The organism is Salinicola sp. JS01, from assembly GCF_030284585.1.
In the GTDB taxonomy this organism is placed as follows: domain Bacteria; phylum Pseudomonadota; class Gammaproteobacteria; order Pseudomonadales; family Halomonadaceae; genus Salinicola.
Genome location: NZ_CP127244.1, coordinates 2,633,420 through 2,646,998, shown reverse-complemented (window position 1 = coordinate 2,646,998; position 13,579 = coordinate 2,633,420). Strand labels below are relative to the sequence as shown.

At 61.9% G+C, this 13,579-nt stretch carries 13 protein-coding genes and 1 tRNA gene; 10 read left to right on the top strand and 4 right to left on the bottom strand.

Annotated elements, in window-relative coordinates; all coding sequences use genetic code 11:
• The first annotated feature begins 110 nt into the window (after positions 1–110).
• The 4 genes from QO259_RS12080 to QO259_RS12065 all read left to right on the top strand — a co-directional run bounded on the left by QO259_RS12080 (position 111) and on the right by QO259_RS12065 (position 2,324).
• Positions 111–548 carry an RrF2 family transcriptional regulator gene (locus QO259_RS12080; RefSeq protein ID WP_035475983.1) on the top strand — a complete coding sequence of 146 codons (438 nt, stop codon included), beginning with the start codon at positions 111–113 and terminating at the stop codon, positions 546–548.
• A 110-nt stretch (positions 549–658) separates the two neighbouring features.
• Complete coding sequence (locus QO259_RS12075; protein ID WP_285950146.1) at positions 659–1,288, top strand: LysE family translocator; 630 nt, start codon at positions 659–661, stop codon at positions 1,286–1,288.
• A 9-nt stretch (positions 1,289–1,297) separates the two neighbouring features.
• Complete coding sequence (locus QO259_RS12070) at positions 1,298–2,119, top strand: AraC family transcriptional regulator (RefSeq protein ID WP_285950145.1); 822 nt, start codon at positions 1,298–1,300, stop codon at positions 2,117–2,119.
• Positions 2,120–2,247: 128 nt separating this feature from the next.
• A tRNA-Arg gene (locus tag QO259_RS12065) sits at positions 2,248–2,324 on the top strand.
• A 191-nt stretch (positions 2,325–2,515) separates the two neighbouring features.
• On the opposite strand, the gene QO259_RS12060 is transcribed toward QO259_RS12065, so the two are convergent.
• On the bottom strand, positions 2,516–3,109 hold the full coding sequence (locus tag QO259_RS12060) for a LysE family translocator (RefSeq protein WP_285950144.1): 594 nt from the start codon (positions 3,107–3,109) through the stop codon (positions 2,516–2,518).
• A 145-nt stretch (positions 3,110–3,254) separates the two neighbouring features.
• On the opposite strand from QO259_RS12060, the gene QO259_RS12055 reads away from it, so the two are divergent.
• The 3 genes from QO259_RS12055 to QO259_RS12045 all read left to right on the top strand — a co-directional run bounded on the left by QO259_RS12055 (position 3,255) and on the right by QO259_RS12045 (position 8,178).
• Positions 3,255–3,797, top strand: coding sequence for a TetR/AcrR family transcriptional regulator (locus tag QO259_RS12055; RefSeq protein WP_285950143.1), 543 nt, complete (start codon positions 3,255–3,257; stop codon positions 3,795–3,797).
• Between the two features lie 905 nt (positions 3,798–4,702).
• Positions 4,703–7,045 carry a KAP family P-loop NTPase fold protein gene (locus QO259_RS12050; protein ID WP_285950142.1) on the top strand — a complete coding sequence of 781 codons (2,343 nt, stop codon included), beginning with the start codon at positions 4,703–4,705 and terminating at the stop codon, positions 7,043–7,045.
• A gap of 626 nt (positions 7,046–7,671) precedes the next feature.
• The gene (locus QO259_RS12045) at positions 7,672–8,178 is read left to right on the top strand and encodes a GNAT family N-acetyltransferase (protein ID WP_285950141.1); all 507 of its coding nucleotides are present in this window, start codon (positions 7,672–7,674) and stop codon (positions 8,176–8,178) included.
• Positions 8,179–8,232: 54 nt separating this feature from the next.
• On the opposite strand, the gene QO259_RS12040 is transcribed toward QO259_RS12045, so the two are convergent.
• Positions 8,233–8,769 (bottom strand): HPP family protein, encoded by a 537-nt coding sequence (locus QO259_RS12040; RefSeq protein ID WP_285950140.1) that lies wholly within the window; start codon positions 8,767–8,769, stop codon positions 8,233–8,235.
• Between the two features lie 194 nt (positions 8,770–8,963).
• Between QO259_RS12040 and QO259_RS12035 the strand changes: the two genes are divergently transcribed.
• Positions 8,964–9,869, top strand: coding sequence for a methyltransferase domain-containing protein (locus tag QO259_RS12035; protein WP_285950139.1), 906 nt, complete (start codon positions 8,964–8,966; stop codon positions 9,867–9,869).
• Entirely contained in the window at positions 9,866–10,870 is a 1,005-nt protein-coding gene (locus QO259_RS12030; protein ID WP_285950138.1) for a methyltransferase, read from the top strand. The genes QO259_RS12035 and QO259_RS12030 overlap by 4 nt, the downstream gene beginning before the upstream one ends.
• On the opposite strand, the gene QO259_RS12025 is transcribed toward QO259_RS12030, so the two are convergent.
• Positions 10,854–12,098, bottom strand: coding sequence for an EAL and HDOD domain-containing protein (locus QO259_RS12025; RefSeq protein ID WP_285950137.1), 1,245 nt, complete (start codon positions 12,096–12,098; stop codon positions 10,854–10,856). The genes QO259_RS12030 and QO259_RS12025 overlap by 17 nt on opposite strands.
• A gap of 105 nt (positions 12,099–12,203) precedes the next feature.
• A complete protein-coding gene (gene greB, locus QO259_RS12020) occupies positions 12,204–12,737 on the bottom strand; it encodes a transcription elongation factor GreB (protein WP_207031831.1) in 534 nt (177 codons plus the stop codon).
• A gap of 174 nt (positions 12,738–12,911) precedes the next feature.
• On the opposite strand from greB, the gene QO259_RS12015 reads away from it, so the two are divergent.
• Positions 12,912–13,553: a tetratricopeptide repeat protein gene (locus QO259_RS12015; RefSeq protein WP_285950136.1), complete on the top strand. Its 642-nt coding sequence runs from the start codon at positions 12,912–12,914 to the stop codon at positions 13,551–13,553.
• The last annotated feature ends 26 nt before the right edge of the window (positions 13,554–13,579 follow it).

Here is a 13,579-nt window from a genome sequence, read left to right as displayed (position 1 = left end):
TCCCCGATGGCGGGTAAGGCTGGCGGCTGGCACCAGCGTTTCTTAATTGGTATGTCATCTACCAATTTAAACTGGAGTATCATTTACCACTTTATGACTGTCAAGCGATCATGAAACTCACCACGCACACCGACTACGCGCTGCGGCTGCTGATCTATCTGGCGATCCGGGGCGATGACATGCCCGCGACCGTGCAATCGGCGGCGGGCCACTACGGTATTTCCGGGCACCATCTGGCCAAGGTCTCGCAGACGCTGGTGCAGTTGGGCTATGTCTCCAGCCTGCGCGGGCGGGGCGGCGGCCTGCGCCTGAATCGTCCGCCCGAAGAGATCAATATCGGCGCGCTGATTCGACAGACCGAGAACCTCGAACTGCTGGAGTGCTTCGGGCCCAACTCGACCTGCCCGATCGACCCCGCCTGCCGGCTCAAGCACGTGCTGTGGTCCGCCCAGCAGGCGTTCATGCAGGTGCTGGATGGCTACGTGCTGGCGGATATGATCGAGAACCGCGAGGCGCTGCGCCTGCTGATTTCGAGCGACGCTAGCTGAGAGCGGCGCGGCAAGTACACGACTGCACGATCGTTCAATACCGCTCCCTCGGGCGCCTTCACACTGGCGACGCATTCATGTGAACGGAACCGAGAGGCAGCGAGTCAATCATGGAGATCGTGCTGTACGCCTTTACCGTCATGTACACCCCGGGGCCGGTCAACCTGCTGGGGCTCAACGCCGGGCTCACGCGCTCGCCGCGGGAGAGCCTGGGGTTTTTCCTGGGAGTGGCCCTGGCGATGTTCGTCTGGTTCGTGGTGATTGGCTTTGCCGGGCAGCTATTCGTGGTCCAGCGTGTGCTGCCCTATATCGCTTTCGCCGGTAGCGCCTACATTCTCTACCTGGCGGTCAAGGTGTACCGCGCGCCGGTGTCGCTCGATGCGCAGACAGCGCCCGCCGCCAGGCTGATGTTTCGCGATGGCTTTCTGATGCAGCTGCTCAACCCCAAGAACTCGCTGGTGGTGATCCCCATCGCCACGGTGATGTTCCCGGGGCGCGGCATCGCCGGTGGCGAGCTGCTGGCATGTTCGGCGGCGATCGCCCTGGGCGGCGGCGGGGCACCCGCGCTCTACGCGCTGGCCGGCCATCTGATTGGCCGGCGTATCGCCCGGGTCGAGGTGTTCCGCCTGTGCCATCGGCTGATGGCGCTGCTGCTGGTGGTCGTGGCGATCCTGATGTTGCGTGACTATGTCTGGTATAGCGATGTCTGGTATAGCGATGTCTGGGCAGCACTGCGCTGAGGAGATGACATGGCAGAGGCGGAAGGAAGACGGACGAGTGATTGGCTGATCGCATCGCCGACATCGCGGCTGGAGCGAATCGAAGCGCGCTTCCAGGGGCATGCCTACGACATGCACCGGCACGACAGCTTCGCCATCGGCCTGACCCTGAACGGCGTGCAGAGCTTCCACTACCGCCGTGGCTATCGCCATAGCCTGCCCGGCACGGTGCTGGTGCTGCACCCGGACGAACCCCACGACGGCCATGCCGGCGACGCCCGTGGGTTTCACTACCGCATGCTCTATATCGAGCCAGCGCTGATCCAGGGTGCCCTGGGCGGGCAGCCGCTGCCGTTCGTGGCTGGCGGGCTCTGCCGCGAGCCGCGACTTGCCACGGCAGTGCAGACGCTATTGGCCAGCCTCGACGGCGCGCTCGACCCACTGGAGGAGAGCGACGGCATCGCCGAGCTGGCCGATGCCCTGGCCGCCAACGGAGATGCCCGCCGCGGCCCGCCCAAGCGCTTGCCCGACTATGGTGCCGCGCAGCGGGTGCGGGAACGGCTCGACGCGGCGCTGCTGGACGGCGTCTCGCTGGATGAGCTGGAAGCCATCGCCGGCCAGCCGCGCTGGACGCTGTCGCGGAATTTTCGCGCGCTCTTCGGCACCAGCCCCTACCGCTATCTGACCCAGCGCCGGCTAGCGCTCGCCCGCCAGCAGATCGCCGCAGGCACTGGCCTGGCCGAGGCGGCGCATGCCGCCGGCTTCGCTGACCAGAGCCATATGACCCGCGCCTTCGGGCGGACCTATGGCCTCTCTCCGGCGCGCTGGCGCGGTCTGCTCGGCACCCGCTGAGTGCCGGACCATCTGCCGTACAGCCCGGGCCGGCGGCACTCGGGGCCACAACGGGTTTATCTCGGAGAATCCGGCGCTTATACTGTGCGCCGCTTGGAAACAGCGGCGCCATGCCGTCTCGCCACCACGCCCCCGTAGCTCAGCTGGATAGAGCGGCCCCCTCCTAAGGGGCAGGTCATAGGTTCGAATCCTATCGGGGGCACCAAGTGACCTTCCTCGTTGCCCCACTTTTTTGCTATTCGCTAGTCCCCACCAGAATCGGCATACGCAGGGTTATGCAGTGAAGTATGGCTCTCCGTTCGGCGCGCAGCTGCATACCCACGTGCCGCTACGTATTAGAAAGATCGAATCGACCAGGCCGTATCGGCCATGGATCTCTTGGAACATCAAGAGAGCTCAACTCTGTATGAAGGCCCAGAAGACAGCGCCGATCATCAGCAGGGCGAAGGTGAGGCGTAGCAACCGGGAGAAGAGAGGGCGCTGCACAAGGGGCCGGATGGCGCCGCCGACGCACATCCAGAAGATATTGGTGAACACAGCAACCGCCAGGCAAACCCCCATGGTGGCCACATAAGCGATGGTCGCTGGCGAGATCGGCAGCAGAAACTGCGAATAGATCACCAGTAACACCGCGTAGGACTTCGGGTTGAGTACATTGAGCAGGACACCATCGCGCATCGTCAGGCGGGCGCCTTCGGCTGCGCGGGTGTCGAGTGGCGTGGTCGCAATGCGGTAAGCGAGGTAGAGCACGTAGAGCCCGCCCACGATCTGTAGTGTCAGCTTTGCGCTTGGCCAGGCTGCCAGCAGCGCCGCCAGACCCAGGGCAGCGGCCACCATGGATATCGCCAGCCCGGTCAGAATGCCCACGTAGAGCGAGAGCGTCTTGCGCACCCCAAAGGTGGCGGATGTCGCCACGATGGTCATGGGGCCCGGCCCTGGAGAGCCGAACAACAGCATTGCCGTCATGGCGAGCGTGGTGAGTGGCGACATGGGCCTCTTCGTCTCTGAGCAGGGGCTCTCACAGCGACAACGACCGTGGCATGCCGCTATCGTTGATCGGAACCGATCAGTACCGTTTGCGTGAGACGGTACTGATCATTACCATCCCATGTCAATCTCACAGAAGGGATAAGCCATGGCGACACAGGCGCGTGAACGACTGATAGCGACAGCGGAAGCGCTCTTCTATCAGCGCGGCATCCAGGCGGTCGGCATCAGCGAATTGATCGATGCCTCTGGCGTGGGGCGTGCCTCCTTCTACCGTCACTTCGACAGCAAGGACGCCCTGGTGCATGCCGTGCTACGCCACCGCAATGAGAGGGCCCTGGCCGCCTTCGAGGCAGCTCTTGCCGGAAGCGATGGTTCACCTTTGGATGTGTTCGACGTGGTCGCCGAGCGCTACGGGCAAGCCGACTTTCGGGGCTGTGCCTTTATCAACGCCATGGTCGAAGCCGCCGACCGGGGCAGCGAGACCCACCGCATTGCCAGAGCGCACAAGCTGGCTCAGATAGAGATCATTGCTCGCCAGCTCGAGCAAGCCGGCCATTCTCCGAGCGAAGAACTCGCCCGCGATTTTCAGCTACTGATCGATGGCGCGGTCATGGGCGTACTACGTGAAGGCAATCTCGAACCGGTCGAGAGAGCCAAGCAGATAGCGGCCAGACTGCTGAGTCTGTAAGCATCGGCTCAACCGTAGTGATGGTTCCCCGAGCATGCTCAGCCCGCGATAGGAGCGGGGTGCGATAGCCTCAGTGCCCCCTGAGTTGCACTGGTGGCCAATCTCGATCATCTACCACTCCCCGCGCCAATCTCATCCCGCCACGCACGATCAAAACCCCGCCTGGCCCGTGAGCTAAAGCAGGTAGCAATTGCGCAGCCTCCGACAAACCGTACGTTGCACTCCCACTGGTGCTGATATGAGCCTTGGGTAGCGCCAAGAATTTATCTAGATATCTGCCACATTTTTCCCTAAGCCAATTTCGGCTGCGGTGTGGCTGCGCTGTCGACTTACCGCTTGCACATTAAATGGGTCGGTTTTGATGCAGCGTTGCAAGTGCCGACAAGTGCTGCCAGTGTTGGATCAGCGTTGCGATTTGGTGGTCGATAGGATGGCGCGAAATGTTGCATTTTGCGGCTTAATAGATGAAAGTTAGTGAGGGTTAGATAGGGTGTGTTAGAGTGATGCAATATGTATTCCCGGTAAGTCATTATAGTGCTTATATATTTTTAAGTGTAGCGGGGTTTTAGTCTAATAGTAGGCGGTCTCCTGCTGAAGATAAAAGGTTTGGCAAGCTGAGAAAGTTGGGGTGTCCGGAGTTGCAAAAAATGATCAGCGGCGGAGATTTGGAGTGGCTGGGCTATAAGGGAGGGGGCGGGCTTAGATTTCAAACAGGCCAAACATTCTTTCTCAGGCGCAACCGATCATCAGAAGTCCGAGCTGAAGAGTATCCTGAAGATGTCTAATGCCTATCGAGCTAGTCCTGGTTATGTTCTAATTGCCGTCAAAGGCCAGGCACCACACCCAGTCGAGGTGGTTGGGGTTGCTGTCTAAGACCAACTTCTTTATGAGGAGTCTGCGCGATAATGACCAAGCTGTTGGCGTCACTTTGGGCGTGGCTCGCTCGCCAATTTAAAAAGTCTGCGTCAAAGGGGGCCGGGGTGGAACGGACGAATGATGAGATTGGGACTGAAGTGCCTATCCGGAATGCGTCCCAGGATCGCCTTAGGAGAGTAGGTTTTGCTGATCGAATTGCCTGTATACTCTCGGAGCTCAGTCCGCGAGAAGGCAGGGTGTTCGCAATCAGGGGAGGATGGGGGTTCGGCAAGTCCTCCCTTAAGAATCTGATAATCGAGAGACTCGGCGCTAGGAACGATGGAGCGAAATGGCTTGATTTCAACCCCTGGCAATGGGGTGACAGTGACGCCATAGCACGCGCTCTATTCGGCCAGATAGCGGATCGCCTAGGCAGCGAGTATTCAGGTGCATCTCTCGCACGCGCCGAGGCCCTGCGACGCTATGGCGCGATTCTCAACGGGAGCAGCGCTCCGCTAAAGAAAGCTGGGGACTATAGTAGTTTCATCTCGGCGACGTTGACAAACGTCTCAGTGATCGCCATTGCCTCGACCATAGGTTTCGATCTCCCAACGGCAGCAATGGTGGCTACATGTCTCGCTTTGCTTTCGGTAGGCGCATCTTTGCTGGGGCGTGTGCTGTCCTATTTCGGACGTGACCGCAGTGGTGATGCGCTTGACAAGGTCCGCGAAGCATTGGAAATACGGCTTCGCGAACTCGATCGTCCCCTTGTTGTATTCGTTGATGATATAGACCGACTTGAGCCCGAGCAGATTCGAATGCTACTGCGGCAGGTTAAGGTGAATGCCAATCTACCCAACATCGCATTTGTGTTGCTCTTCCAACCCAGCATCGTAGAGCAAGCACTCGCACCGGTTGCTGATGGCGATGGCCGCGCTTTCCTCGAGAAGGTCGTGCAGGCTTGCTTCGACTTACCTGCTGTCCCGGTATCGACTGTGCATCGAATCTTCGGGGAGGAACTCTCTGAATTAGCGGGACCCTACGCTACAGAAGCCAATGGGTTCTCACATACTCGCTGGGGGAACGCCTTCGTTGGATGTATCCAACCGTTAGTGCGCAACTTACGAGACGTACGCCGATTAATTTCCTCCATCGCCATGCACATTCCGTTACATGTGGCTGGCAACGTGTTTGAAGTGAACATTGTTGACTTCTTGGTTCTGGAGGCTCTCAGAGTTTTCGAGCCGGACCTCCACGAGACTATGTTCCGTGAAAGGGAGCTGCTTCTGCAAGAGAGTCGATTCAAAGGCGACGGCCGGAGAGAAGTAGATAAGGTCGCGGCAGAGAGGCTTCTCGAGACCGTATCGGAGCGGCACCGTTCTATTGCTCAAGATGTGCTCAAAGAACTTTTTCCCCCGCTTGAGTGGGCATACGGAGGCATGAACTATGGAGACGGCTTTCACGTCAGATGGCTGGCTGAGAAGCGTGTGTGTTCGTCACGTTACTTCCCACGTTATTTTGAACTCCAGACTGCGATTGGTGAGATTTCGGAACGTCGTTTCGTAGAATTCCTAGATGCCACCGCCTCGGAGAACAGGCTCGCGGAATCGCTCGAAGCCATTGAGGCTGACTTCCTACTACCTTCGCTCGCTGCGAGGCTTGACGAGTCTATCGATCGTCTTCCGGTTGAGAACGCCGCTGTATTACTGCCTGGGATGTTCCGCGTCGCTCAGAAGTTAGTAGGTCAGGGTGAAGCAGATCCCTTCAGTTCGCCTTGGGTGTCCGCATGGCGAGCGACGAGCTGGTTTTTGAGTCGAATACCTCAGGACCAACGAGGTGAGCTTGTCTTAAGGGCGCTTTGCCATACCAAGGCGTTGTCCGTCGCCGCTATTTTGATCCATCTTAATGACCCCACAGATCAAAAAGAGGATAGGGGGGAGGCCTTTGATCCGTCACTTGATCTCGATACTGTGGAGTCGATGAAGGCAGAATGGTTGAGATTGATAAAGAGCCTTGCCGTGGACGGTGACGTTCTGAGGAATCAACCGGATCTCGTCTCCCTACTTTACCATTGGAAGCAGTATTCGGGTTCCTTGCAAGAGCCTCGGGAGTGGGTTTCACAGGAAATCCAAAGTGACCAAGCTTTTGCAAGCTTGACTACACGCATGATGAGCCGTGGCATGAGTCACTCATCAGGTGATCGGGTAGGGACTCCACGCAACACATTCAGTAGAGAGGTGGTTGATAACTTCATCGGCATCGATGTGGCGAAAACAAGATGTGACATGATCGACCCCAGCGATTATCCCGAGCATGAGGAGGCGCTACGAACTTTGCATCGCTACGTTGAATTATGGCTCGGTCTTAGAGAATCCGGCCCACTCGATTATTAACTTTTTGCACGGTTACGTTGAAACGGCGGAATTGTGACTACTTTTTATCCGTGATCAACTAGTGGAAGCTCCCAGCTGAAGACTGCCATGCTCTCGCGTTAGGACCGTGTGGGTCGATTAAGTGGGTGGCCGGCCAAGCTGGGTGATTTATGCCTAGGTACAGCGGCATTTTTATTTTTTCCATCTAAAAATCAGAGGCTTGAATTAAGTCTAAGAATCCTATCTTGCGCGGCAGCGTGAGTTCTTGAGTCTTTTCCTCGATTTTCCGTGCTTATCGCACAGGACAGCGTGACGATGCGCTGCCTTCGCAAATTGCTCGCCCTCGACCGGCTCCCACAGCGCCATCGAGCGCTCAGACGCCGCTCGGAAAGCGGCGCCAGGTGGCCTGGGGTAGTCCATCAGCCATCGCCTTGTGCGAGATCTCTTACAAAGTTGGACCAAATAGTCTTAGAAAACTGGTCCTATGGCGGGCGGTGAGATTCGTTATCCTGTGTGGGTGCCCGTTTGGGCCTGCGTTTGAACCCGGCCCCTTGGGCCGGGTATTTTCGTTTCAGCCCCGCAAACCCCTGGCTGGCTCGGTAACGCTCGCAGGGGGCAGGCTGGATCTCGAAAAGGCCCGACCACCAATGACGCTGACACTCGTTCACCCTACGCAGGCGCACCAGTCGGCCTTTCTGGCCGCCGTTCGGCACAGCCAGCCGCTGTTGGGTGGCTGGGTCTTCCCGCCGGCAACGCCGCAAGCCTACGCCGACTTTCTCTCCCGCTACGCGGCAGAGACCCACGTGAGCTATCTCGCCATCGCCCCCGATGGCAGCCTGATCGGCTGTATCAACCTGAATGAGATCGTCCTCGGTGCGCTGCAATCCGCCTATTTAGGCTATTACGGCTTTGCGCCGCACCAGGGCAGGGGATGGATGAAGCAGGCGCTGGGCGAAGTGATCACCCGCGCCTTCGATAGGTACGGCCTGCATCGGCTGGAGGCCAATATTCAACCCACCAACCACCGCTCAATCGGGCTGGTGCAATCCCTGGGCTTTCGCCATGAAGGCTTCTCGCCGCGCTACCTGCGTATCGATGGCGAATGGCGCGACCACGAGCGCTACGCCATCACTGCAGAAGAGTGGGGTGTCTGATAGAGTCCCGCAGATGCGCTCGTCATCTGCGCTCTGGGGAACGTCTGGGCTGCCTCACCACCAGTGCTGCGGATAGCGCCGGTGCCGGGCGAGGTTGTTGATCACCACCGCCACGCTGAGCATCAGGATGCAGCCGAGGCCGACCGGGAAGAAAGCGTAGATCCAGCCGAGTTGGTGCAGTTCGCCCGAGCCGATCACCGCGATCAGCGCGGTGGCGCCGCCGGGCGGGTGCAGGGTGTGGGTGAGCTGCATCAGCAGGATGGCGGTGGAGACCGCGACCGCGGCGGCGATCCAGCCGTCACCCAGTAGCGACCAGGTGACGAAGCCGCAGAGCGCCGAGAGCACGTTGCCGCCGAGCACATTGCGCGGCTGGGCCAGCGGGCTCTCCGGTGCGGCGTAGAGCAGCACCGAGGTGGCGCCGAACGAGCCGACCATTAGCAGCGGGTGGGCCTGGGCCGCCTGGGTGCTGAGCCAGCCCACGCCGGCCATGCCCAGAAAGGCGCCGAGCCAGGACCACAGCGCGTCGCGCCAGTTGGGGGCAGGGCGCGAGACCGGGGCGCCTTTCATCTTGCTCAGATATTGCTTCACCATGGGGTAGGTATCGCCATGTGTGGAATTCAATGGGGGGATCGAAGGCGCGCTATCTTGCCAGCTCGTGTCCATGCGGGGAAATACGCCTTGGCAATAGCCTCATGACCGCCGCGCCGGGACGCCCGCCTTGGGCGTTGCTACAATGCCCGGCTTTCCCGGATGCAGGGCTTGCCCGTTCATGTTCGAGCTTTTTCATGCCTGATCGCGCCGATAGTGCCGCGCCTGCCGATGGTCTGCATGGCAATCGTCATGACAACCGCCATGGCAACGATGTGCCGGTGGCGCAGGACCGTATCTTCGACGGTCTGGCCGACAAGTTCGCCTCGAGCCTGTATGCCAGCGCGCGTGGGCGTATCCGCCTGGCGGTGCTGACGCCGCTGCTGGAGCAGGCGCTGCCGGCGGATGGTTCGGCGGCACTGGATGTCGGCGGCGGCCTGGGCCAGATGAGCGCCTGGCTCGCCGCGCGGGGGCATCGGGTCACCCTGGCGGAGCCCTCCGCCGAGATGCTGGCCCGGGCTCGCGAGACCCTGGCGCAAACCCCGTCGGCGATGCCGGTGCAGGCTCTGCAGGCGCCGCTGCAGGCGCTCGGCGAGCTGGCCCCTGGGCCGTGGCCACTGGTGGTGTGTCATGCGGTGCTGGAGTGGCTGGCCGACCCCGCAGCCGGGCTGCGCCAGCTCGCGGCACTGCTGGCCCCGCAGGGGCGGCTGTCGCTGATGGTGTTCAACCGCGATGCGCTGCGTTTTTCCAATGTGGTCAAGGGCAATCTCGACAAGGCCCTGGAGGATCGCCTGTCGGGTACCGGTCAGCGCCAGCGGCTGACGCCGATCTCGCCGCTGACCCATGCCGATATCGTGCGCTGGTGCCAAGCCTGCGGGCTCGAGATCGAGCGTGTCGCCGGGGTCCGCATCTTCCATGACTACCTGCGCGAGCGCGAGCCCAGCGAGGCCGACCTGGCCAAGCTGATTGCGCTGGAGCGCCGCTACTGCGAGACCGAGCCGCACTGGCGTCTGGGCCGCTACCTGCACTATCTGATCCGTCCCGCTGTCCCCGCCGGGAGCGAACCCCCGCGAGACGCGCACCTGCAAGGAGAGAGCCGATGAAGGCACAAACGCCCCCGTGTGAACTGCTGGCGCGCCAGGACGCGGACTACCGCGGCTGGCTGTGGGTGGCGCCGCCGCGGGATAGCTGGCTGGAGAGCGGCGAGGGCGTGGTGTGGAGCGCCGATCTCGGCGTGGTGAACGCGTGGCGGGCGGCCGGGCGCGAAGCCCACGCGGAGCTGGCGCTGCCGCCGCTGGCGCCCCCCGGGGCGGTGCTCTTCTGGCCCAAGAGCCACGCCCTGGGCGAGTGGTGGTTACGCACCCTGAGCGCGACCCTGCCCGCCGGCACCCCGATCCAGATCGTCGGTGAGCACCAGGGCGGGATCAAACGAGTGCCCAAGGTGCTTGCAGCCATGGGCCACGCCTGCCGCAAGCTGGATAACGCCCGCCGTTGCACCCTGTTCGCGACCGAGGCGGGAGAGGCCACGCCCGACCCGGAGGCGGGCTGGGAGCACTTCGAGACCCACGGGCTGGCGCTGGCGACCCACCCTGGGGTGTTCGGCCACGGCAAGCTCGATGATGGCACCCGGCTGCTGCTGGAGACGCTGGAAATACTCGCCGAGCGCGGTGAGCTGCCTGCCGGGCCCACCCTGGATATTGGCTGCGGCGACGGCATCCTGGCGGCGTGGCTTTCGCGCCGTGGCCAGGCGGTGACGGCCACCGATGTCAGCGCCTTTGCGGTGGCGGCGACCCAGCGCACCCTGGCGCTCAATCAGTTGGAAGGGGAGACGCGTCAGAGCGATGTGTTCGAGGCGGTGCCGGAGCGTTTTGCGCTGATCGTCAGCAACCCGCCGTTCCATCAGGAACGGGCGGTCGACTATGGCCCGGCGGCACGTCTGATCGAGGAGGCGCCGGCGCATCTCGAGGCTGGTGGGGTGCTGCTGCTGGTGGTCAACGCCTTCCTGCCGTATCCCGACTGGCTGACGGCGGCGTTCGGTGAGTTCGAGACCCTCGCCGATGATCGCCGTTATCGGGTCTATCGTGCGTTCAAAAGCCGCCGCTAGCCTGCAGCTCGCCGACGATTTTCAGCGCGCGCTGGTTGGCGGCGCCGACGTCGATGGCCTGAATGCCGAGGGCTTGTAGTCGCGCCCAGGGGATCTCGTTCCAGTCGCCGTGCTCCAGCTTGATCGCGGTGTCGAGCAGCGCGCCCAGCGGCCCTTCGTGCAGCAGCAGGGCAGCGTTGATCGCGGGGTGCAGCGGTAGGATGGCGACCAGGTCCTTCAGCGGACGGTCGAAGAACGCCTCGAGATAAGAAAACAGGCCGACGATGAAAGCGCGCTCGGAGAGCAGCGGGTCGTCGATCGCCAGCTCCCGGCAAAGGCTGGCCCGGGTCAGCGCCAGCTGGCGCAGCGAGTGAGGCTTGTCGTTCAGCTCGCTGAGCGCCAGCAGCGTGGCCAGGCTGCGCACCCGGTGAACTCCGACCAGCCTCACCGCCTGGTGCAGCGAATCGATCTCGCCGGGGCGCTGGTACTGCGTGGTATTGACCAGATGCAGCAGGCGCATACCGAGCGCCGGGTCGCGCTCGATCGTCGTGGCGATATGGCGGGTGCCGATATCGGGCTGGTTGAGTTCGGTGATCAGCTTGAGGATGGTCAGGCGGGCGGTGGTCACCGGCTTGCCGTGGACGATCTGAGGGCGAGCCAGGAAGTAGCCCTGGAAGTAGTCGCAGCCGGCGTCGAGACAGTGCTCCAGCTCCGCTTCGGTCTCGAGCTTCTCGGCCAGCAGCTTGAGATGGGGCTGGTGTCGGCGCAACTGGGTGATGATCCGGTAGAACTCTTCGTTCGAGTAGTGGGGATACTCCAGCTTGACGACATCCACCAGCGGCAGGAAGGGGTGGGTGGCATCGTGCTCGGTATAGTCGTCCAGCGCCAGAGTGAAACCCCTTTCACGCAGCTCCACGAGACGCTGGCATACGGCTTCGGTGCAGGGGGTGTCTTCGAGGATCTCCACGACCATATGCGCGTTGTCGAACGGAATCTCACCGGCCAGGGTATCCGCGGTGAAGTTGACATAGAGCTGCTTGCCCTGGCCCACCGTCTTCAGATCGCCCTGGGTGAAGGCGTTGAGCAGCACGGTACTGGTGGCGCGATTGCCGTCGAAGGGTAGCGGCATGGGCCCACCGTCGGTGGGGCGGAACAGCAGCTCGAAGGCGACGATCTCACGCGAGCTGTCGAAGATCGGCTGACGCGCGAACAGCACCGAGGGCTGATGAGGGTCGGAGAGCGCTGACATGGCAAGCTCCTCATGAGTGTCGGGCCTGGCCACTGCCGCCCCTGCAGGGCGTTCTATCGGCCGTTACCAATCAAATTTGAAGGCGGCTTTAGTGCGAGGCCCGACTCAGCCTGGTGCGTAGTCGATCGCGGTGATGATGTAGTGGGTCTCGCCGCCCGGTGCGGCGACCACGACGTCGTCGTCCAGCGCCTTGCCTAGTGCGGCCTGAGCCAGCGGGGCGTCGATGCTGATCCAGTGCTTGGCAGTGTCGGTCTCGTCGTGGCCGACCAGACGGATCGACAGCTCCTCGCCGTCGTCGTCCTCGAGGGTGACGAACGCGCCGAAGTAGACCTTGCCAGTGTCTGCGGGCAAGCGATCGACCACCTGTAGCTCGTCGAGGCGCTTGCGCAAATAGCGGATGCGCGCGATGACCCGATTGAGCTCTTTCTTGTTATAGGTGTAGTCGGCATTCTCGCTGCGGTCGCCCAGTGCGGCGGCTTCGCCTACCTTGGCCGAGAGCTGGGGGCGTTTGACCCGCGAGAGATGGTCATGGATACCCTGCAATCGATCATAACCCTGAGGGGTGATCAGGTTGCTCTTTTTCTCCTGGCGCGGATCCTTCTTGGGATCGCGCCAGCGGGTCATGTTGCGTCCTTGCATGCGTTGTCTCTGGAGGGGCTTGCTGACAGTGGCTGGCCATTTAGATTAACGCATCGGACGGCGCCGCGACCACGCGCGTAAGCTCCCTCGGAACCGGATGCGACTAAAACACAATGGCCGTGCATTCAAACGCTCGTTAGATTTTCCCCAGGATCGCAACCGGAGCGACGACTCATGCCACGCTTTACCAAGACGATGATGGGCATCACCGCTGGGGTAGTGCTGAGCGCGGGGCTGATCGGCAGCGCCGCAGCCCAGCAGAACGAACTCTTCCCGCTGATGCAGCGCTGGGGCAACGTCGAGTACGAGATGCAGGGAGATGCCCAGCAGCGTGCCTTCGAGAGCCTGGTCAAGGAGGTCGATGCGCTGGCCCAACGCTACCCCGATAACGCCCACGTGCTGACGGCGCAGGGCGTGGTCCTGGCCTCCTACGCCAAGGCCAAGGGTGGGCTGGGGGCGCTGGATCTGGCCAAGCAGGCGCGCAAGGCGCTGGAGCGGGCGATCCAGATCGACCCCCAGGGCGAGAACGGTTCGGCCTATGTCACCCTGGGTGCGCTCTATCAGCACGCGCCGGGCTGGCCCATCGCTTTCGGCGACGACGACAAGGCAGGGGAGCTTTTGAAGCGTGCGGTGGAGATTCGCCCCGACGGCATCGATACCAACTTCTACTATGCGCAGTACCTGGAAGATCAGGGTCAGCACGCCGAGGCCCGCCAGTACGCCGAGCGGGCGGTGGAAGGACAGGCGCGTAAGGGTAGGGCCTCGGACGAGGCGCTGCGCCAGGAAGTGCGGCAATGGCTGGCGCGGCACGGCTGAGCGTCTCGAGTCGCGTGTCTCTGGCC

Excerpts from the sequence above, each read along its gene's own strand:
- QO259_RS12080 (WP_035475983.1), top strand. The coding sequence starts at position 111 with ATGAAACTCACCACGCACACCGACTACGCGCTGCGGCTGCTGATCTAT.
- QO259_RS12075 (WP_285950146.1), top strand. The coding sequence starts at position 659 with ATGGAGATCGTGCTGTACGCCTTTACCGTCATGTACACCCCGGGGCCG.
- QO259_RS12060 (WP_285950144.1), bottom strand. The coding sequence starts at position 3,109 with ATGTCGCCACTCACCACGCTCGCCATGACGGCAATGCTGTTGTTCGGC.
- QO259_RS12040 (WP_285950140.1), bottom strand. The coding sequence starts at position 8,769 with ATGGTGAAGCAATATCTGAGCAAGATGAAAGGCGCCCCGGTCTCGCGC.
- QO259_RS12025 (WP_285950137.1), bottom strand. The coding sequence starts at position 12,098 with ATGTCAGCGCTCTCCGACCCTCATCAGCCCTCGGTGCTGTTCGCGCGT.
- QO259_RS12050 (WP_285950142.1), top strand. The coding sequence starts at position 4,703 with ATGACCAAGCTGTTGGCGTCACTTTGGGCGTGGCTCGCTCGCCAATTT.
- QO259_RS12035 (WP_285950139.1), top strand. The coding sequence starts at position 8,964 with ATGCCTGATCGCGCCGATAGTGCCGCGCCTGCCGATGGTCTGCATGGC.
- greB (WP_207031831.1), bottom strand. The coding sequence starts at position 12,737 with ATGCAAGGACGCAACATGACCCGCTGGCGCGATCCCAAGAAGGATCCG.
- QO259_RS12070 (WP_285950145.1), top strand. The coding sequence starts at position 1,298 with ATGGCAGAGGCGGAAGGAAGACGGACGAGTGATTGGCTGATCGCATCG.
- QO259_RS12015 (WP_285950136.1), top strand. The coding sequence starts at position 12,912 with ATGCCACGCTTTACCAAGACGATGATGGGCATCACCGCTGGGGTAGTG.
- QO259_RS12030 (WP_285950138.1), top strand. The coding sequence starts at position 9,866 with ATGAAGGCACAAACGCCCCCGTGTGAACTGCTGGCGCGCCAGGACGCG.
- QO259_RS12055 (WP_285950143.1), top strand. The coding sequence starts at position 3,255 with ATGGCGACACAGGCGCGTGAACGACTGATAGCGACAGCGGAAGCGCTC.
- QO259_RS12045 (WP_285950141.1), top strand. The coding sequence starts at position 7,672 with ATGACGCTGACACTCGTTCACCCTACGCAGGCGCACCAGTCGGCCTTT.